The organism is Domibacillus sp. 8LH (assembly GCF_038806185.1).
Taxonomy (GTDB): domain Bacteria; phylum Bacillota; class Bacilli; order Bacillales; family Domibacillaceae; genus Domibacillus; species Domibacillus indicus_A.
In genome coordinates this window covers 1-20,603 of the sequence record NZ_JAVJNG010000012.1, presented here as the reverse complement: position 1 = coordinate 20,603, position 20,603 = coordinate 1, and the positions used below count along the sequence as shown (strand labels likewise).

At 41.4% G+C, this 20,603-nt stretch carries 19 protein-coding genes and 1 rRNA gene; 13 read left to right on the top strand and 7 right to left on the bottom strand.

The features are described from left to right. Positions 1–9 precede the first annotated feature (9 nt). Together bglA and RG959_RS14310 are read left to right on the top strand one after the other, a co-directional pair. Positions 10–1,470, top strand: coding sequence for a 6-phospho-beta-glucosidase BglA (bglA, locus tag RG959_RS14315; RefSeq protein ID WP_342797673.1), 1,461 nt, complete (start codon positions 10–12; stop codon positions 1,468–1,470). Between the two features lie 22 nt (positions 1,471–1,492). After that, the gene (locus tag RG959_RS14310) at positions 1,493–1,747 is read left to right on the top strand and encodes a SemiSWEET transporter (RefSeq protein WP_342797672.1); all 255 of its coding nucleotides are present in this window, start codon (positions 1,493–1,495) and stop codon (positions 1,745–1,747) included. Between the two features lie 80 nt (positions 1,748–1,827). Here the strand turns inward: RG959_RS14310 and RG959_RS14305 are convergent, their stop codons facing one another. Further along, positions 1,828–3,045, bottom strand: coding sequence for an MFS transporter (locus RG959_RS14305; RefSeq protein WP_342797671.1), 1,218 nt, complete (start codon positions 3,043–3,045; stop codon positions 1,828–1,830). A 539-nt stretch (positions 3,046–3,584) separates the two neighbouring features. Between RG959_RS14305 and RG959_RS14300 the strand changes: the two genes are divergently transcribed. From RG959_RS14300 to RG959_RS14290, 3 genes are all read left to right on the top strand, one after another. Next, entirely contained in the window at positions 3,585–4,553 is a 969-nt protein-coding gene (locus RG959_RS14300) for a glycoside hydrolase family 43 protein (RefSeq protein WP_342797670.1), read from the top strand. A gap of 24 nt (positions 4,554–4,577) precedes the next feature. Further along, on the top strand, positions 4,578–5,828 hold the full coding sequence (locus tag RG959_RS14295) for an MFS transporter (protein ID WP_342797669.1): 1,251 nt from the start codon (positions 4,578–4,580) through the stop codon (positions 5,826–5,828). 297 nt (positions 5,829–6,125) lie between these two features. After that, positions 6,126–6,368 (top strand): glutaredoxin family protein, encoded by a 243-nt coding sequence (locus tag RG959_RS14290; protein ID WP_342797668.1) that lies wholly within the window; start codon positions 6,126–6,128, stop codon positions 6,366–6,368. Between the two features lie 150 nt (positions 6,369–6,518). On the opposite strand, the gene RG959_RS14285 is transcribed toward RG959_RS14290, so the two are convergent. Beyond that, positions 6,519–7,418 (bottom strand): SDR family NAD(P)-dependent oxidoreductase, encoded by a 900-nt coding sequence (locus RG959_RS14285; RefSeq protein ID WP_342797667.1) that lies wholly within the window; start codon positions 7,416–7,418, stop codon positions 6,519–6,521. A gap of 144 nt (positions 7,419–7,562) precedes the next feature. Continuing rightward, positions 7,563–8,441, bottom strand: a complete 879-nt coding sequence (locus RG959_RS14280) for a YitT family protein (protein WP_342797666.1) — start codon at positions 8,439–8,441, stop codon at positions 7,563–7,565. A gap of 334 nt (positions 8,442–8,775) precedes the next feature. On the opposite strand from RG959_RS14280, the gene RG959_RS14275 reads away from it, so the two are divergent. Continuing rightward, positions 8,776–9,297 (top strand): YcxB family protein, encoded by a 522-nt coding sequence (locus tag RG959_RS14275; RefSeq protein WP_342797665.1) that lies wholly within the window; start codon positions 8,776–8,778, stop codon positions 9,295–9,297. Positions 9,298–9,565: 268 nt separating this feature from the next. Further along, positions 9,566–10,159: a spore protease YyaC gene (gene yyaC / locus RG959_RS14270; RefSeq protein ID WP_342797664.1), complete on the top strand. Its 594-nt coding sequence runs from the start codon at positions 9,566–9,568 to the stop codon at positions 10,157–10,159. Positions 10,160–10,177: 18 nt separating this feature from the next. Here yyaC and RG959_RS14265 read toward each other — a convergent pair whose 3' ends face one another. Both RG959_RS14265 and RG959_RS14260 read right to left on the bottom strand, forming a co-directional pair. After that, positions 10,178–11,494: a CitMHS family transporter gene (locus RG959_RS14265; protein WP_342797747.1), complete on the bottom strand. Its 1,317-nt coding sequence runs from the start codon at positions 11,492–11,494 to the stop codon at positions 10,178–10,180. Positions 11,495–11,667: 173 nt separating this feature from the next. Then, a complete protein-coding gene (locus tag RG959_RS14260; RefSeq protein WP_342797663.1) occupies positions 11,668–12,531 on the bottom strand; it encodes a LysR family transcriptional regulator in 864 nt (287 codons plus the stop codon). A 124-nt stretch (positions 12,532–12,655) separates the two neighbouring features. Between RG959_RS14260 and RG959_RS14255 the strand changes: the two genes are divergently transcribed. The 3 genes from RG959_RS14255 to RG959_RS14245 all read left to right on the top strand — a co-directional run bounded on the left by RG959_RS14255 (position 12,656) and on the right by RG959_RS14245 (position 14,383). Next, positions 12,656–13,783, top strand: a complete 1,128-nt coding sequence (locus RG959_RS14255; RefSeq protein WP_483298890.1) for a PrpF domain-containing protein — start codon at positions 12,656–12,658, stop codon at positions 13,781–13,783. Positions 13,784–13,873: 90 nt separating this feature from the next. Then, a complete protein-coding gene (locus RG959_RS14250) occupies positions 13,874–14,023 on the top strand; it encodes a hypothetical protein (RefSeq protein WP_342797661.1) in 150 nt (49 codons plus the stop codon). Between the two features lie 111 nt (positions 14,024–14,134). Further along, a complete protein-coding gene (locus RG959_RS14245) occupies positions 14,135–14,383 on the top strand; it encodes an HPr family phosphocarrier protein (RefSeq protein ID WP_251271793.1) in 249 nt (82 codons plus the stop codon). Between the two features lie 107 nt (positions 14,384–14,490). Here the strand turns inward: RG959_RS14245 and RG959_RS14240 are convergent, their stop codons facing one another. Next, positions 14,491–15,690, bottom strand: a complete 1,200-nt coding sequence (locus RG959_RS14240; RefSeq protein WP_342797660.1) for an MFS transporter — start codon at positions 15,688–15,690, stop codon at positions 14,491–14,493. 363 nt (positions 15,691–16,053) lie between these two features. After that, complete coding sequence (locus RG959_RS14235; protein ID WP_342797659.1) at positions 16,054–16,740, bottom strand: DUF421 domain-containing protein; 687 nt, start codon at positions 16,738–16,740, stop codon at positions 16,054–16,056. Positions 16,741–17,132: 392 nt separating this feature from the next. Between RG959_RS14235 and RG959_RS14230 the strand changes: the two genes are divergently transcribed. From RG959_RS14230 to RG959_RS14220, 3 genes are all read left to right on the top strand, one after another. After that, positions 17,133–18,074, top strand: coding sequence for a magnesium transporter CorA family protein (locus tag RG959_RS14230; RefSeq protein ID WP_342797658.1), 942 nt, complete (start codon positions 17,133–17,135; stop codon positions 18,072–18,074). A gap of 335 nt (positions 18,075–18,409) precedes the next feature. Further along, positions 18,410–19,774, top strand: a complete 1,365-nt coding sequence (locus RG959_RS14225) for an MATE family efflux transporter (RefSeq protein ID WP_342797657.1) — start codon at positions 18,410–18,412, stop codon at positions 19,772–19,774. Between the two features lie 680 nt (positions 19,775–20,454). After that, a 16S ribosomal RNA gene (locus tag RG959_RS14220) occupies positions 20,455–20,603 on the top strand; the annotation flags it as partial.

Sequence of the window (20,603 nt, the reverse complement as noted above, 5' to 3'; positions counted from 1 at the left end):
GGAAAAACAATGACAAACATGCCAAAAGACTTTTTATGGGGCGGCGCACTAGCCGCCCACCAATTCGAAGGCGGATGGGATCAAGCCGGTAAAGGGCCAAGTGTCGTAGACGTAATGACAGCAGGCGCGCATGGAGTGCCAAGAAAAATCACCGACACGATTGAAGAAAACGAATTTTACCCAAATCATGAAGCGATTGATTTCTACCATCACTACAAAGAAGATATTGCTCTGTTTGCGGAGATGGGGTTGAAATGCCTGCGTACATCAATTGGCTGGAGCCGCATTTTCCCGAAAGGCGATGAAGCGGAACCAAACGAAGAAGGGCTGCAATTTTATGATGATGTATTTGATGAACTTCTAAAGCATGGCATTGAACCGGTGATTACCCTGTCTCACTTTGAAATGCCGCTTCATCTGGCACGGGAATACGGCGGATTCAGAAGCCGGAAAGTGGTTGAGTTCTTTGCTAAGTTTGCAGAAGTGTGCTTTAAGCGTTATAAAAACAAAGTGAAATACTGGATGACGTTTAACGAAATCAACAATAAAATGGATGTCCACAACCCGTTGTTCTTATGGACAAACTCTGGCGTGATGGTTAAAGAAGGCGAAAACGCAAAAGAAGTCATGTATCAGGCTGGGCATCATGAGCTGGTTGCCAGTGCATTAGCGGTCGCAAAAGGGAAAGAAATTAACCCAGAGTTCCAAATCGGCGCGATGGTGTCTCACGTACCGATTTATCCTTACTCATCTAATCCAGAAGATGTGATGCTGGCGGAAGAAGAAATGAGACAGCGTTATTTCTTCGCGGATGTACAAGTGCGCGGCTATTACCCAAGCTATGCGCTAAAAGAATTTGAAAGAGAAGGCTACAACATTCCGTTTGAAGACGGAGATGAAGAAATCTTGCGCAACGGTAAAGTTGATTACCTAGGTTTCAGCTATTATATGTCGACAACAGTTAAAAGCGATGTAGAACAGGATAATGCAGGAGATATCGTAAACGGCGGGCTGCCGAATGGCGTAGAAAATCCTTACATCAAATCAAGCGACTGGGGCTGGGCCATTGATCCAACGGGACTGCGCTACACATTGAACCGTTTCTATGACCGTTATCAAGTTCCGCTCTTTATCGTCGAAAATGGATTTGGTGCGATTGATACAGTAGAAGATGGATCTATCCATGACACACAAAGAATCGATTACCTGAAATCACATATCGAAGCATTAGAAAAAGCAGTGACATACGATGGCGTTGACTTGATGGGCTACACACCATGGGGAATTATCGATATCGTATCTTTCACAACAGGTGAAATGAAGAAGCGCTACGGCATGATTTATGTGGATCGTGATAATGAAGGAAACGGTTCAATGAAGCGTTTCAAGAAAGATTCATTTGAATGGTACAAAAATGTCATTGCGACAAACGGCAAACAGTTAGAACCTGTAAGCCAGGTGAAAAAATAATTGCCAGGAAAAGAGATGAACGATGAGTCTTTTCACAATCATTGGTATTTTAGGTGCCAGCCTGACCACTTTATCCTTTTTGCCTCAAACGATTAAAACGCTCAAAGAAAAAAATACAGAAGGCATTTCCCTGCTGATGTACAGCATGTTTGCAGCAGGCCTGGCTCTTTGGGTAGTGTACGGGATTTTCACGAACGATCTGCCAGTTATACTGGCCAATTCCATTACCTTATTTTTTGCCTTAATTATTCTAGGGCTGAAAGTGAAGTATAATTAAAAAAAGCTGGACTTTTGTCCAGCTTTTTTATTATGTTCTACGGCTCATTCCTCAATTCCGTCCTGCTGAGCGGGGGCGTTTCAAGATATCTCATGGATTTCTTTTACGCGCTTATCGCTCGGAAGCAGCCACGTTAATAGGCCGAGCAGCGGTAAAAAACTGCAAAACAGCATCACAAACTGAAGGCTATATACATCAGCTAACTTGCCAAAAACCACTGCGCCGATGGCTCCCATGCCAAAAGCGAGCCCCACAATTAATCCTGAAACAAGGCCAATCTTACCCGGAAGCAGTTCCTGCGCATACACAACGGTCACACTAAAGCTCGATTGAATGATAAAGCCAGCCAGAATAAGCAGCGGCGCAGTAAATACAATAGAAGCATGAGGCAGTAATAGAGTGAACGGCACGGCGCCGAGCATAGAAAAAAGCAAAATATTTCGCTTTCCGAAACGATCGGCTAACGGACCTCCAAAAAATGTGCCAAACACGCCCATTATCATAAATAAAAATACATACAGCTGCGCACTTTTGATTGATAAATCAAATTTTTCAATGGCGTAAAACTGAAAGTAGTTTAAAATGCCGGCACTATACCATGAGCGGGCGAATACTAGAAAGATCAGAAGGCTTATCGCAAACACAATTTCTTTGTTTATGGTAAGAGGATCAGACGCTTGCTTTTTGTTAACATGCTTTCGGACAGCTACTTCTCCTTTGTACCACTTGGATACGCCATATAAAATCAAAACACCAAGACCCGCCAATAGAACGAACCAGATCGTTCCAAACTGGCCAAGCCCAATAAAAATAAACGCGGTAAAAAGGGGTGCCATAGATTGGCCGGTATTGCCGCCTACCTGGTAAATAGATTGGGCCAGTCCTCTTTTTGCTCCTGCAGCCATGTACGCTACACGGGAACCCTCCGGGTGAAAAATAGCAGATCCAAATCCAATAAACAGCACCGAAGCCAGCACGAAATAAAAATTTGGTGCCACGGCCAAACCGACCATGCCGATCATACTCAAACACATCGAGATGGGCAGCAGAAAGGGAGACGGCCGTTTATCTGCCACGACGCCAAACACGGGCTGCATAAGGGATGAAGTCATATTCAGTGCAAAAGCGATCCAGCCGATCTGTGTATAGTTGAGATTCATCGACTTTTCAAGAATCGGGAATAGTGCCGGTACAACCGACTGCATACAGTCATTTAAAAAATGCCCTAAACTAATGGCAAACAAAATACGGTACATCGTGACAGGCTGTATTTGCTGTGGTTTTGCCGCTGTGTGCATTGTGTATTTCGTCCTTTCATATAAAAGTGGCTTTGGAAACAAACAGTAAATAAAGATTGGCTGGTTGGTCCGGGGCTGCTGATCTTTTAGCATGATTATTGTTCTTCTAGCAGCCTATGAAAAACACCTCTAAATTTTACCATAAGATGAGGTTTGTAAGTACGAGTATTAAAATCTCCTTTTTTTCTGTCCAGCCAGACATAAATAGTAGTAACAGACTTTGTTAGGCTGAATGACAAGTGCGCAAAAATTCGTGAAGCTTATAGAAATGAAATTAAGAAACATAGTTAAAGCGATATTTATTTTAATGAAAACGTAAACTACACAACTTTTCAGGCTGTAGTCTCTAAATCAACATGTAGTACAAAGACTTACCTGTGCTGATTTAAAAGAACGATTACAAACTATTTTTTTATTCTTTGTACGTACATATTTATTAATTTAGTTTTGTTTGTTGACATTTGTACGTATAAGTAATATCCTGTTTTTAGAAAACGTTTTCTCTAACAGTTATATTGAAATAGTGGAGGATTTTACATATGTCTAAAAACAGTTATGAGTTTATTAACCCGATTGTGATTCAACGAGCCGACCCATGGATTTATAAGCATACAGACGGATACTACTATTTTGTTGCTTCCGTTCCGGCTTACAATCGAATTGAAATTCGCCGGGCAAAAACTATACAAGGGCTTAATCACGCATTGCCGCGTACCGTTTGGCACAAGCATGAATCAGGTGAAATGAGCAAATTAATTTGGGCTCCTGAACTGCATTTTATTCAAGGGAAATGGTACATCTATTTTGCTGCAACGCACACAGAAGAAATTATTGACGGGCTGTTTACCCACCGTATGTATGTTATAGAAAATGATTCGGATAATCCTATGGATTCAAACTGGATTGAAAAAGGCCAGGTGAAAACAACAATGGATACGTTCTCTTTAGATGCGACCACTTTTGAGCATAATGGAGAGCTATATTATGTGTGGGCACAGAAGGATCCAGCAATCCGCGGGAACTCTAATTTGTATATCGCACCAATGGAAAATCCATGGACCATTAAAGGCGAACCTGTCCTCCTTTCAAAACCGGAGTTTGATTGGGAAACAAAAGGCTTTTGGGTAAATGAAGGACCGGCAGTTTTAAAAAAGAACGGTAAAATTTTCTTGACGTATTCTGCGAGCGCTACCGACGAAAATTATTGTATGGGCATGCTTACGGCTAACCAAGATTCAAATTTGTTAGACAGCCGTTCCTGGGGAAAATCTCCTCTGCCTGTATTCAAAAGTGATGCGGAAACGAAACAATTTGGGCCTGGTCATAATTCGTTTACTGTCAGTGAAGATGGAAAAGAAGATATTTTAATTTATCACTGCCGGGATTATACAGAGATTACTGGAGACCCGCTTTATGACCCAAACCGTCATACAAAAGCACAAGTAATCCAGTGGAATGAAGATGGGACGCCGAATTTTGGGAAGCCGGTCTCTTATTCAAACATTTAAAAAGACATCATAGGAGTGACGACAATGCAAGCAGCAAAAAAGAATTTCTGGAACTTCGGCGGTTTATTTTTCTTTTACTTTTTCGTCTGGGCGACCGTTTTAACATTTTTACCTATTTGGTTAGAAGAACAAGCGGGGTTAACAGCGAAAGAATCTGGGTTTGTTTTTTCAGCCATGTCTCTTGTTGCACTGTGTTATCAGCCTTTCTTTGGAGTCATCTCTGATAAATTAGTTTACAAGAAACACTTATTTTCTAGTGTTGTTTTTATGGCAATGCTGATGGGACCGTTTTTCAGCTTTGTTTTTATTCCTTTGCTAAACATCAATATTTATGTTGGAGCCTTACTGGGAAGCGTGTATTTAAGCTATGTATTTTTCGGTGGTGTAGGGGTTGTGGAATCCTATATTGAAAGAGCCAGCAGGGCCAATCACTTTGAATATGGACGTGCCCGGTTGTTTGGCTCCATTGCGGGTGCTACAGCCACGTTTATTGGTGGAATCATTTTTGTTATAAATCCAGGAAGCATTTTTTGGCTCGCTTCAGGCTCTGCTGTTGTATTAGGGCTGTTGTTATATACGGCAAGAATCAATCAGGATCATCTTACAACTATTCAACATGAACACGCCGAACCTTTAACCAAAGAAACTATTTTATCTATATTCAAAATTAAAAACTTTTGGATGCTGGGGATCTTTATTATTGGTACGGCCTGTATATATGATGTATTTGACCAGCAATTTCCGAATTATTACAAGCACTTTTTTGATACTCCTGAAGAAGGTACAAGTGTATTTAGTAAACTTGTTTCCCTTCAAACGGCACTGGAAGCCGTTGTGATGATCTTCATGCCTGTTCTGATTAACAAAATTGGAGCAAAAAATGGATTAATTTTGTTTGGTATACTCACATTTGTACGTATATTTGGAAGCGCTGTCGCTGTTGGCCCGATCTCTTTGTCATTTGTCCGTTTGATTGCAGCCGTTGAAATGCCGTTATTACTTATCTCTATTTTTAAATACATTACAGGTGTGTTCGACCTTCGATTATCTGCCACGATTTATTTATTAGCATTCAATTTTGCTAAGCAGCTTTCCATTATGGTTTTTTCAAGCGTTGCAGGCAGCCTGTACACAGAGATTGGTTATCAGCAAACGTATTATATTCTAAGTGCTGTTGTGTTGGTGGTAACGATTTTGTCTGTTTTTACTCTTAAAAATGACAAAAGCAGTCAGTTGCCAGCTCAACATATTAAACTGAAGAAAAGAACCGTTTAAAATTGATTTTGCCAGCATCGCTTAACAGTTCAAAAAGATATACGGTATAAAGCGTGAAAAGCCGCTCTGCAAAACAGAGCGGCTTTTTTTGTTCGTTAGAAACATTAGAACTATTCCCTGATAGTGAATGTGCTTATAAGACCAAAGCGTATTTATAATGAAGAAAATACAAACCAAAACACAGCATTCATATATGATAAAATAAAAGCAATAAGAAAAAATTTAGCCAAGATAGAGGGATAAAGAGAAAATGAAAAAGCAAGCAAGTGTGAATGGACCAAAGGAAGCGGCCGCACTATGATCAAACAAGTAATTGTCTACTCAATGGATGACTGTGTGGAGTGTGAATTTGTAAAACGAGTGCTGACTGAAGAAAAAGTGCCGTTTGAAGTAAGAGACGTAAGGGCAAGTGAGAAGTACCAGCAGGAAGTAGAGGAATTCGGCTTTTTAGGCGTGCCGGTGACTGTATGGGAGAACCGGGCCATCAAAGGCTTTACACCGGAATTGCAGGACATTATCGATCGTGCTAAAAATGGTTAGCAAATAGATGGAAGAAGAAAACCCCGCCGGCATAAAGCAGGCGGGGCTTCGTCTTTATGTTTAAAAAAGGAAGAAGTTCTCTTTTCCTATTTACAAGAGCTTAAGATGATACATATATACATATATGCTTACGCATAAACAAACCTTTTATTATTCTTTTTTCATCCGCTCTCGGAGGCCGGCTGAAACGCCAGTGCCGCTTTCCATCGGCTCATGCAGAGAGCCTGAGCTTGGAGGGGCAGGAGGAGCATCTTGAATTACCTTATTTAAATACTTGGCATTCAGGGTTTCAGTCAATCCCGGCATTAAGTTGCTCGAAATCGAAGATCCTTTTGTCTTCACGCCCACTTCGACGCTTTCCTGCGGGTTATCAAGCAATTCGACGATGGCATCTACTACATTTTCAGCATCATCCATCGGCTTCATTTGCGCCTCATGGCCAGAGTAATTTCCGGCATGGTCAAACCAAGGCGTATCGGTCGCCCATGGATGGACCATACATATATGGATGTCCTCAAAGTTTTCGAGCTCCATTTCCTGATACAGACCCGCGCTCAACCCGGCTACGGCGTATTTCGTCGCCGTGTAGGCAGTATAGTATGGAAAAGCGATTTTGCTGGCGACGGAGCCAAGGTTAATAAGCGTACCGGACTTTTGCTTTTTAAATTGGCGCAGAGCATAATGGCTTCCATACATAGTGCCGAGGATATTCGTTTGGACAATCTGCTGCAGATCCTTGGTTGGAAGCTCCGTATAAGGGCCAATTAATCCGACGCCGGCCATGTTAATCCACACATCAATACGGCCAAACTTCTCCATAGCCGTATCGAACAGTTTCTTCACATCTTCTTCTTTTCCAATATCCATCTGAACAGCGGCTGCGTTTGGACCGCATTCTTCCACAAGTTCTTCAAGCAGCTGCGCACGGCGTGCACCCAGTACAAGGTTTGCTCCTTCGGAAGCAAGCCGGCGTACGGTGCCTTTTCCAAGTCCGCTCGAAGCGCCGGCTATAACAACTGTTAATCCATCGCGAGCTTTCTTATCTGCCATATTCCATTCCTCCCATTGTGTTCAGACATCAATAGTTTTCGTTACCCGTTTAGTATTCAAACTAACATAACGATCAACCACGTTTTTGCCGTAACCTGCTTTATTCAAGCAGGAAAGAGGAGGGAAGGAAGCATGCGCAGGTAGTTAGATGGCATTGGAAGAAACAAGCTTCTTAGGAGGAGGAGAAACCGGCTGGGTAAATCCTTCACCGAATACTTCCGTCGCCTCGCATAAAATAATAAAGGCATGCGGATCAATATCTTGAACCAAAGCTCTTAATGTCGTGATCTTTGACGGAGCCAGCACTGTCACCATCATGATTCTTTCGTTATTGGTGTAGCCGCCTGATCCAGAGAGCTTTGTTAATCCTCGATCCAGTTCCGTTAAAATAGATTCACTGATCTGCTTTTCAAATTCTGCCGAAGAAATAATGTACGCTACTTTAGAGTTTTTCTGTTGAACCCGCACTGCATAATCCATCGTTAATCGGGTGATAAATGTGCCGACTAATGCGTACAACGCTTTCTCCGGAGAAAAAACGATGCCTCCTGCAATCATAACCGCTGCATCCATCACCATAATGGAAGTGCTGTGTTTGATTGCTTTTTTCTTATGCAGAATTTGCGCAATTAAGGTGAACCCGCCCGTATTTCCTTCTGCCCGGAACACAACGGACAGGCCAAGTCCTACTCCTAATCCACCGTAGATAGCGGCAAGCAGCGGATCATGTGTAAGCGGAGGAATTTCTTTTGTGACATAAACGAAAAAAGGAATTAAAAGAGAACCAATAATATTTTTTAAAATGGTATGGAGGCCTAGAAAACAGCTGCCGCCAACCAGCAGCACTAATGTGGCTGCCCATAGAATGATAGCTGAAGAAATATGAAATACATCACCTAAAACAAGAGATGCACCGGTTAATCCGCCAGAAGCAATCTGGTTCGGACTTTGCAGTAAATTAAAACATACTGCAATGATAAAGGTACCTAATACTAAAAATGAATATTGCTTAACTTGATACAACGTAATTCGTCTCCTTTCACTTCGGTCATTATAGAGACAAATTCATTTTCATGCAATGAACTGCATAACCGCTTTGCTGTTTTGATCCTTTCAAGCTTTATCGCGTTAAATAAGTAATATATTAACTAGCCATTGAATATACAAAGCGGTTAGGAATAGGTTCATCACAGTCTGCTTAAAAGATTTTAGGAAAGTTGGCTTCACCGTGTTAAAATAAATCGGTCATTGTTTTTATCATACTGGGAGAGGGAAAATGAGCTAACTGGCATTTTATTTAAAAATATTAAATATAGCTTTCTAATAAATAGTTTAAAAGGGTTAAAAGGAGAGAAGAATGGAACTGAAATACGATCTGACAAAAGAGGATTACCTAGCCTTCCAGATACATGTTGCCAAGCAATCGGAAACGGTAAAACATGCTTTAATAATGCAGCGTCTGATGGGACCTGTTCTTTTTTTACTGTTTACGCTAGTTGTTTCCTGGGTGACAGAAGAGTGGCTGCCAGGGCTTTTCATTACGTTTGCGGCTGCTTCGGTCTTATGGGTCACTTTGTATCCGAAGTACTTTTATGAGCATATAAAGAGAAACGTAAACAAAATGTTGAATGAGAGCAGAAATGATAACATGTTCGGACTGCATACGTTTGTAATGGATAAAAAAGGTTTTACCGAGAAAAACCGTGCAGGCGAGAAAAAAACGAACTGGTCTGGTATTGAACGAGTAGACGAAGATGAAGCGTATTTTTTTCTTTTTACCAGCATAGTGGAGGCTTACATTATTCCAAAACGATCTTTTAAAAATGAGGAAAGACAAGAAGAATTTAAGACATTATTGAAAAGCATGAATCTTATCTAAGCAAGAATAGAGCTTTTGTAAAAGCTCTTTTTTTGTTCCTTTTTTAAACTTTTAGCGAAGTCCAAAGACTGTCAAATATATCTATTTATGTTTGTGTTCATCATCTCGAATATATACATATATACTTGTATACAAAAATATATGTAGACTTGTATATGAGTATATACAAAAAACATAGTTCTTTTCTGTTTTTAAATGCATTCCACGCCTGGTTTGAAGGTGCCTTCAGACTCGAAGCGTTTTATAATGGAGACAAAGGGGGAAGACGATGGGATTTTTCGGAGGCCAAAAGAACAAAGAAGTAAAGCAGAAAGTGCTATGCACTGTTTACGATCATACACGAACGATGGACCAGGAGATTGAAGCAATGTCTCATATCCTAAACGATCTTCTTCTGCAGTCATTGAACGAAGGCAGAGAGATTATTTTCTTGTGTGTTGGTTCGGATCGGTCGATTGGCGATGCGCTGGGCCCCTTAGTAGGAACGATGTTAAAAGAAGAAGGTGTTTCTTACTGTATATACGGTACACTCGAAGACCCCATTCATGCGTTTAATTTAGAAAGTACATTAAAAGCCGTAAAAAGGCGGTTTCGACAGCCGTTGATCATTAGTATAGATGCGGGACTCGGAGAAAAAGAGCAGGTAGGGGCCGTTTTATTGAAAGAAGGGCCTCTACTGCCGGGTCAGGCGCTAAAAAAAGTACTCCCGGCGGTAGGAGATTATCATCTGACCGGAGTTGTCAATTACCTTGATCCGCTGCCAGCCGCGCAGTTTTTAAATGATACCCGCCTGCATACGGTGATGAAGCTCGCTAAAACAATCGTACGTGTCATCACATACAATAAGGGCCGCTCTGGATGAGCGGCCCTTATTTATATATTAAAAAATGGAAATTGCTCCGGTCAGCACTGCAACAATAATGACAAAAATAGAACAAAGAATTGACCATTTAATGGCATACCGCTGAAATTCTCCAAGGTCTGTTTTCACCATGCCAACTAGCAGAAGGGTAGAAGCCACAAGCGGGCTTAAAAAATGAACCGGCTGGCCAAGAACGGAAGCCCGCGCTACTTCAACAGGATCGATTCCATAAGCGGATGCGGCTTCTGCTAAAATGGGCAGCACACCAAAATAGTAAGCATCATTTGACAGTACAAATGTAAATGGCATGCTGGTTAATGCCACAACAAGCGGGAAGAAAGATCCTAATGATTCAGGAATGATGGCTACAAGTGAATTGGCAATGGCATCGACCATTTTGGTTCCTTCAAAAATACCAGTGAAGATGCCTGCAGCAAATACGAGCGTTACTACCGTTAAAGCATTTCCGGCATGTGACAGCATCCGTTCTTTCTGCTGTTCTAAATTCGGATAATTGATCATGGAAGCAAGTACAAAACCAATTAAGAACAGTACAGGTACCGGAAGAAGCCCCATCACTAAGATCACCATAACCGAAAGAACCAGCAGCAGGTTTATCCACACTAATTTCGGGCGTTTAATATCTTCCTGCAAAGCATAGGCTGCTGCTGCTTCTGAAAGAGAAGCCTGATTCTGCGCAGCAAGATCAATTTCAATTATTCCAATACGTTCACGTTCCTTTTTGCCTAGAAGAAAAGCAATGCCGATCACACAAACCATGCCGCCAAACATCGTTGGAAGAAGTGGAATGAAAAAGTCTCCTGCATCAAGGCCTAACGAGGTAATGGCTCTTGTGGCAGGACCGCCCCATGGTGTCATGCCACTCATAATGCTTAAAGAAAGCAGGGAAATCGTCGCCAGAACAAGCGGCTTCATCCCTAAACGTTTATAAAGCGGAAACATAGCGGAGATGGTAATCATATGAGTCGTTGTCCCATCTCCATCCAGTGCAACCGTTAGTGCTAATACTGCGGTTCCAATCGCGATTTTAACCGGATCCCCTTTTACGATCTTCAGCATTTTCTGAATAAGAGGATCAAACAAACCCGCATCAATTAAAACACCGAAAAACAGGATAGCGAATAGGAGCAGGGCGGCTGATGGTGCAACCGTTTTCAATCCCTCCATCATCATATCCCCAAGTTTGGAACCGAACCCGGCGATCACCGCAAAGAGGATAGGTACAATAGTAAGAGCCGCAACCGGAGTTAAACGTTTAGCCATAATCAAATACGTGAACACAACCACCATGGATATACCGAGCAGTGTAAGAATAAAAATCCCTCCTAATAAAGTAATCGCTTACAAGTTAAAAGGCCGTGTAAGATATGCTCTGTATTCAGCGTAATACAAGGAAAGAGATAAAGGAAATACATTATTTTTTTGTTTTTTGATAAAAATTATTTATAATCTAAAACGCAGGAAGTGTTCCTGCGTTTCCAATACGATTATATATTTTCTTTTTTGTTTAAAAAGTCGATAAAGGTTTTGACGGTAGAAAGCCGCAACGCATCCTGGCTGTACATAAGCCAGGTATTTCTTAAAACAGGCTCTCCGTTTTTAAAAGACAATCCATACGTATGGAGGTTGTCTGAAGGCTGAAGGCAGATTTCCGGCAGGATCGACACCCCAAGCCCCTGCTTGACCATTTCTTTGCAGGTTTCCTGCCGGTCGTTTTCCATCGTTACTCTAGGCGGATCCGGAAAGCGGTCATGCCACCAGCCATTCATTAAGTTTTTCAGGGAACTGTCCGTTTTATAATTGATAAAAGGAAGTTCAGGCAGGTCTTCCAAATCAACCTCTTCTTTTGAAATCAAACAAAGCCTCTCTTTATGCAGCAGTGTTTTGATGCCGTACCACTCATAGTTTCCGCGTAAAATGCCCAGCTGCACACTGGAGGAATTTAAAAGGTGCATAATGTCCGTACTCCATCCTGTGTTTACACTGAACTGAACATTTGGATACTGGGCGGAGAAATTTTTTAAAATCCTCGGCAGCTTATACTGGGCAAAATTGCTGGAAACGCCAAGGCGAAGGGTGCCTCTTACTTCATTTTGCATATTCAGCATGTAATCTTTTGTTTTTTGCAGTTTTTTGATCATTTCTTCTGCGTAATCGGCTAAATAAATACCTTCGGATGTAAATTCAATGCCGCTTTTAATTTTAAAAAACAAGCTTGTACCAAATTCTTTTTCTAGATTTTTCAAACGATAAGTGAGAGCGGGCTGTGAAATATATAAACGTTCAGCAGCACGGCTGAAATTTTTTTCTTCATATAATACCCGAAGAGCCACCCAGTCTTTTTCATCCATTCCCGTCCGCCTCCATTTTTAGTTATAAATTTTTTTTTACTTTTTCCGAAAAAAATATGTATTTCATTTATCAGTGTCTTTATTATACTATACACTTATCGAATGTGAAAAGGTGGTAATGACGATGAAAGTGCCTGTAGTGATCATGAGAGGCGGTACAAGCAAGGGTGTTTTTCTGAATCATCAACACATGCCGACAAATCCAGCGCTTTGGGAAGAATTCCTGCTTGATGTGATGGGAAGCCCGGACCAGCGCCAGATTGATGGATTAGGCGGCGCTAACTCTTTAACAAGCAAAGCAGCTATTATTAAAAAATCAGATTCTCCAGCGTTTGATGTGGAGTATACATTTGCACAGGTCAGTATTGATCATCAAATGGTGGATTTCAAAGGCAACTGTGGAAACATTTCATCGGCTGTTGGACCGTATGCGATTGAGCAAGGCATGGTTCCAATAAAAGAGCCGGTTACAAAGGTTCGGATTTATAATACAAATACGAAAAAATTAATCATTGCTGAAGTAGAAGTGGAAAATGGGCAGGTAAAAGCAGAGGGGAATTGTTCCATTCCTGGCGTGCCTGGTACAGGCTCTCCGATTTATTTATCGTTTACGCAGGCGGAAGGCGCTGTGACCGGAAAGCTGTTTCCAACAGGGAAGCCGGTGGATATGATCCGGACAGCGGATCGCCTGATTCCGGTTTCCATTGTAGATGTGGCCAATCCGCTTGTTTTTGTTCGAGCGAAAGACGTTGGTCTCAAAGGAACCGAGCTGCCTATGGAGTACACCCCTGACAAGCTAAAAGAGCTGGAAGAGATCCGTTCCATCGCAGCTGAGATGTGCGGGTTCGCAGATCGAAAAGAAGCGGCTTTGAAGTCTCCGGCTGTCCCTAAAATGACGATCGTGGCTTCACCTGCAAATTATACAGACCGTACAGGGGTGCAAAGACAGTCCGCAGACATAGATATTGTAATTCGGATGATGTCCATGCAAAAGCCGCATCAGGCGCTGGCTATCACGGGTGCGATTTGTACAACAGCCGCTGCCTTTCTTGAGGACACTATTCTGTCAGACTTGATAGATATTAAACATGAAGTATTCCGGCTGGCTCATCCAGCAGGGATTATGGAAACGAAAGTAGATTTTGTTGCTGGCCATATCAGTGCCATCAAAGTAGTTCGCACAGCAAGAACGATTTTAGAAGGCAATGTGTTTACAAAAAAGAATTATGCGCTTTCTCATCAGCTGGCGTAACTTCAGTTTAAAGCCTTTACAAGTGAAAAAAACAGCAAGCAGGAGGAAAGCTGGTTGATTCTTAACTAAACATTCAGGAGGAATACGCCGATGTGGGTGATTACGCTTTATTCTAAAGAAGCAATTAAAATGTTTGAATTTAATACGGAAGAAGAGGCAGTAGAAGCTTATAAAAACATGACCGGCCATGCAGTTTTATCACATGTGATTTATTACAATGATCCATGCTTTGCGTCGTAAAACGGGAAGCATTCTGGAGTTATAAGGGGCATCTGTGTACTTAGAAAGAATTTGAGTTGAGCAGCGACTAGCTGCACACTTGATTAAATAAAGACAGGAGCATCCGTGCATATGAACTTAGACAAATCTCTGGCAAAAGCGGTAGTTGAAATTAATCAAACTGCCAATACATTTCGGTCGAGTATTGTGATTTGTACAGATGATAAGCATATAGATGCCAAAAGTATCCTTGGCTTAACTTATAGTGTGCTGAGCTCTAAAACCTTCAAGTTGGAAATACATGGACCGGATGAAGAAAAAGCCAAAATAGCCATGATGCGTGTATTTATGAGAAATGGCCTGCCTGCTGAAGCTTTATAGGAGCGTGCGCGATCCGAAGAAAAAAGGTGCGTTCTTCAAAAACAAAAAAGCAAAAAAACAACCATCCGAGTCTCCTGCTAGAAAATGCGGATGGTTGTTTTGCATGATCAAGATTCTATTGGCTGCCTGCTGGGCATATAAAGAGATTTATCTTCTATTTTGTGCGTTACAATCGCAATCACTGTACCGAATAAGATCATTCCGGCCGCAATCAGTGTAATCCACGTATAGCTTAGGCCGCTGTTTAGGAAAATCGTCCCAAGTGTGGCGCCAATGCAGTTGGCCAGGTTAAACACGGAGGCCGCAATGGTTCCTGATAAGGAAGGGGCTTCCCGGCCGGCGATAATGATTTTTGAATTTAAAAGCGGTGTTGTACCGAACGTTCCGGCGCCAAACAAAAAGCACATGGCGAAAGCAAGCACGTAATACGGAATCAGGAATGTGAACAGCGCTAAAACAGCCGCTAAAATCACGAGGGCTAAAATAAGCCGCTCTGTTAAACGGACTGCTGGAATTCTGCCGGAAACAAAGTTGCCGATTACGGCACCTAATCCAAAGAAAAAGAACCCAATCGTAATGCTGTTAACGCCAAATCCGGATAGTTCTCTTAGCATTGGTTCCAGGAACGTATAGGCTGTAAACACACCAGAAAAGCCAAATACAATAATAGCGAGAACAAGCAGTACATTTTTGTTTTTAAAAATTTTCAGCTCTTCCTTCAGTTTTGGCACGACCACATGCTTCTGGTTCGGTGTGGTGAGCATAATGCCAAGCAGTGACACTACACCAAGCAGCGTAATAAACCAGAACACATAGCGCCATTCAAAAATGCCGCCGATATATGAGCCGGCCGGAACACCGAGCATAATCGCAATGGTCAGGCCGCCTTGCACCGCTGCAATCGCACTCGGCTGTTTTTCCGGTTCGGAAATGTAAAAAGCCACCGACATGCAAAGACCGAAAAACGGTGCGTGCATCGAGGCAGACAGAAGCCGGGAGGCGAGCAGTACCTCAAACGTTGGGGCCGTAGCCGCAATGATATTGCTGATTACAAAGATGGCCATCATGCCTATCAATAAAGGCTTTGGGGTCATTTTAATCGTGATGATTCTGACAAGAGGACCAAATATGGCCACGCTGATCGCATACACACTTAACAACAGCCCGGTCGTGGCTACTTCTACGTGTAAATCTTTTGCAAATTGAGTGAGCAGTCCGGTAACTACATATTCCGTCATGCCAATTGCGAATGTGCCAATCATAAAAACCAGTAAAACCACCGTTCTAGAATGCTGTAAACGGGTCATCGGTTCACCCTTTCTTTTAGCTTGAAAAACTATACTAAATCATTTTAAAAAAAGCTTCTACATGATTTGTATAAAGGAGCAAAAAGCGGTACCTTTTAAGAAAAATTGATAATGGAAGTTAAATTCTTATCGAGCAGAACGTCTTCCTGCAGCGTTTTTTATTCAATCAAGTATATACTTTTATTTCCCTGCATAGGGGAAAAGCTTAAACAAAGAGAAAGCGGCTGTCTAAAAACAGACAGCCGCTTGTTTTGATCCTGTTAAGCCATCGACTAACACTCGCCAGACGTGAAGGAAAAGGTCTTAAAAGCAAATGTCCATATCTTCTAAACGTGTGTTAAAAAGTGTTTTGTTTGGCCAGTATTATTTAGAGCGGGAATAGGTTTGAATATAAAAGCCATTTGTTTCTGACCATTCTCCGTAAAAGATATCTTTAATTCTGTCATAGTTTTCTTTCTTTAATTCACGAAGAAGCCATTCTTTTGTTTTGCCGATCGATTGAAGTTCTTTCACTTTAATTTCTCCTTCTTCAATCACTAATGTAGAAGGAGCATCGTCTTCAGGGATAAGGCCAAGTATATCTGGAGTGACACTGTCGGATTTTGTATGTAGTTTTACACTGATGTCTCCGCCGGGCTCTAGATAAAGGTCACGTACTTCTCGTAATGTGAAAACGCCTTGTTTTCGAAGCATGGTTCGCAGCTGCTCTAAATCTAGATGATTCTTTTTGAGTTGTTTGTGATCCAGCTTGCCATTGCGGATAATAAGAGAAGGTTTCCCTTTGAGCAGTTCTTTCACACCATCTCTTTTCTGCCCAAATACTTCGATGGCATAGATCGACATCCCCCATACAGCAACTGCAAAAAGAATCTGCCAGATGGACACCTGCTCATCGTAAATACCCTCTTCTAAAATGCCGCCAAGGACAAGGGCATATACAAAATCAAGAGGTGTCACCTGAGACATCTCTTTTTTTCCGAGGAGCCGGGTTACGACAATTAAGCCAATCAGCCCGATAACGATTTTAAGGGCTATTTCTGCATAGATCATCTTATCACCTCACCCTTTTTTTCTTACTCTCCCGTTTAGCAGACACTTAAACCTCTAATTGCCAAAAAATTATTGATGGATGGTTTAATCTTTAAAAAATTTTACTTAGTCAAAGGAAAAGACTGATTCATAAAACCTTGTTTTTTGACAAAGGATTAAGGGTATTTTTAAAGATACGAGGGAAAAACCCAATAAGAATGGCATTTTTTACTTTAACGGCTTCTCATGGAATTGTAATATCTCTGCCGCGTAATGTTCAGCCTTTAAACGATTAAGCTAGTTTAACAAGGCAGGAAATTTTCACATAAAAGTTGACAGTCATCAGCATGAAAGCGAGGGGGCAAAACAAATAAAACGAACAGAAATTTTTCTCTAGGGGGGCACAAATTAAAATGAAACACACATTTCATTCTTCACAATGGAAATGGTACGAATTGAATCTGGATGATGGAAATATAGAAGAAAAGGTTCCTAATACGGACAATATATGTAAGGAATGGCTGAAAAATCTCTCGAAAGATCAAACAAACACTATCGATATGGACACGGGTACAGAAGGCAAAGAAGCTTTCTGGGGATCTCTCGTATATATGCAGAGCGCCAAGGAAGAAGAAGATAAATCGGTTTTTCACTTTTATTTGACGAGGGAACAGCTGATCACGGCTAATATTGATTTTCTTGAGCTGGACCATGTGAACGTTAAAGCGATGAGGGAAAAAATGCATGGAGCTCAAAATCCCGTTGAAGGGTTTCTTGTTTTGGTCAGCCATATTACTTCTCATTTTTTAAAGAAAATAGATGCTTTTGAATTAGAGCTTCATGATTTATTTTGGAAAATAAAAAAACGGAATAATATCAAAATACTGGACCGGGTTGCCCGTGCGGATCAGGAGCTGCTCATCTGGAAAAATCTCATTGTTCCGGCCGTGGAGATCCGTATGGCTTTAAAAGAAGCGTTTGGAGAAGAAGTGACAGAAGGGAAACAATATAAACTGGCCAAAAACCGGCTTGAACGGGCGATGTTTCTCGTGAGAGCGTACGAAGAAGAAATTGATTCTCTGCTTGACTTTGAAAATCTTGTTTCTGCTCACCGGGGCAACGAAATTACGAAAACATTGACTGTTATTACGACCTTATTTGCTCCAGCCACAGTACTTGGAGCGGTGTGGGGGATGAACTTTAAACATATGCCCGAGCTGGAATGGAAGCTGGGCTACCTGTTTGCAGGCGGCTTAATGGTCACCAGTACGCTGGCAATCTTTTTTTACTTAAGAAGAAAGGGCTGGATGGGCGACATTTTAAGTACGAAAAGCAAAAAATCCTTTTTCCAGTAATGCCCCCTATTATAGAAAGTATAAAACCTTCTCATCCTTCGAATATGCTTCTCTTCACATAAAAAACTAACCAAGATTCAGCTTGCAGGCACGATTTTTATAAAGAGGACAAAGTCTGCAAGCTTTTTGTATAATAGAGTTGGACCATTCTTGTAAACATTTTTGGGCTGCCTAATAACTGAATTCCTATTTTCTTCATTTCTAATGACTACAGCTTTTTTGAAATCGCTTTAAATATAAAAAGTAGTGTAAAATTGAGAAACGGAGATAAGCAGCAATCACGTTGCTAGATACTCATTGAAATTATCAAATGTTTGAACAGGAGAGCTGCTTTCATGAATTACAAAAAAATATTGGTTCTTGCCCTTCCATCGATTGCTTCTTTCGCGGCCATGACCGCGACCGGTACGATCAATTTAATTATGGTTGGAAACCTGGGTGCTTTAGCCATTGCGATTGTTGGTGTCTCTAATATCATTATGTACAACGTATGGGCATTGTTTTCCGGGATTGGCCATACTGTAAATTATCTCGTAGCCCAGCACTATGGATCCAATAACATGAAGCGAGGCGTAAAGCAGACAGCACTTGCTCTTTATTTATGTGTGATCGCCAACATACTCGTCATTCTCACTGGTTTGTTTGCCTCAGAAGCCATTTTATCCTTAATGGGTTCTTCAGAGGATCTGATCAGGGAAGGAACCGGCTATTTAACGGTCCGCTTTCTGGCGATGACCGCAACAGTGTTTACTTTTGTGCTGCATGGCTTTTTCCGGGGGATCGGCGATACAAGAACACCTATGATTACATCTCTCATTGGGAACGGCATCATGGTGTTTTTTACGTACGCGTTAACTTATGGAAATGCAGGGTTTCCTGAAATAGGCTTGATCGGGGCTGCATGGGCTGTATTAATCGGAGAATGTACAATTTTTCTTTTTTCTGCCTATGTTTATTTTATTGTCCTGCATAAACGCTATCGAACACGCTCAAAAGCGAAGCTGGACCGTACGGATTCTATGTTAATTGCCTCGGAAAGCGGAAAATTAGGGGCAGAGGAATTTTCAAAAAGTATGGCGATGTTTGTTTTTACGATTTTTGTGACACAGCTGGGCACTAATGCGCTGGCATCTAATGAAGTAGCTTTAAGTGTCATGAGCTTTGGATTCATGCCGGCTTTTGCTTTTGGTACAACGGCTACCATTTTAGTCGGCCAGGATATTGGCCGCGGAAACCCATTATCGGCAAGGCGGATGGGGACAGAGACGGCTATTATCGGCAGTATATTTATTTTGGTTCTGGGGCTTCTTGAATTTATATTTGCAGATTCCATTATTAGGATGTATACAAACGACCCGGATGTACACGGGCTCGCCGTGCAGTTGATTCAAATTTCTGCTTTCCTCCAGTTGTTTGATGCGTGGTTTAACTTTTACGCAGGCGGCCTGCGGGGTATCGGCGACACAACGTTTTTGCTGAAAATTTCGCTCGTCTTGTCCTGGCTGTTTTTTGTGCCGCTGACGTATATATGTACAAACCTTCTTCACTGGGAAAGTATCGGTGCCTGGCTGGCGCTTTATGGATTTACTACAGTTATCGGCATTGCCGTTTTGATCCGCTTTTATCGGGTGGACTGGCTGGCCGTTGAAATGAAGTCAGGGCATATGCATGAGCATTCAGCGGGCCATGCAAAAGAATAATGAAGAAAAAGGTTTTTCATCACGCATGAAAATTGTTATATAAATGAGCAAAGTTGTTTGGAATATCATCAATCATAAAAAGATGTGAGGCGCTGCTTCTTTTTGAAGAAGAAATAGCGCCTTTTCTGTTTATGTACAATGAAAGAAGTGCATCATCTTTATTAAAGTTCCTGTCCATCATTTTTAAGCACTGCATGCTGAATTAGAATGCCACCAATCCGCAAGCTTATCCTGGATGCTTACAGGTGTAAAAATCCAGTTCAGGAAGCAAAAAACAATAAAAAGAGCATTGATATAAATAAAACATTATGGTATATTTTTAAACGTCGCTTACGAAGCGGTAAAGCAAAAGAAAGATAATTACTATTTTAAGATAATTATTTTCAAGGAATGGTATTGACTTTTCGTTTGGATGTTGTTATATTTAATCTCTGTTGCAAGAGAACGCAGCGGAAAAAGATGAGTTTACTTAGTTAAATGATGATTTATTGAGATAATATTTTTGATAAAAAGTTGTTGACTTAAAACTTTCTGCATGATATGATTATTCAGCTGTCGGAAACGACAGTGAAGGATATTGATCTTTGAAAACTGAACAAAATAAACGTCAACGTTTTAAATTTTTATCTTCCATTAAAAACACCCCGTGTTTTAATGGAAACAAATGAGCAAGTCAAACTTTTTTGGAGAGTTTGATCCTGGCTCAGGACGAACGCTGGCGGCGTGCCTAATACATGCAAGTCGAGCGGACAGAAGGGAGCTTGCTCCCGGAAGTCAGCGGCGGACGGGTGAGTAACACGTGGGTAACCTGCCTGTAAGACTGGGATAA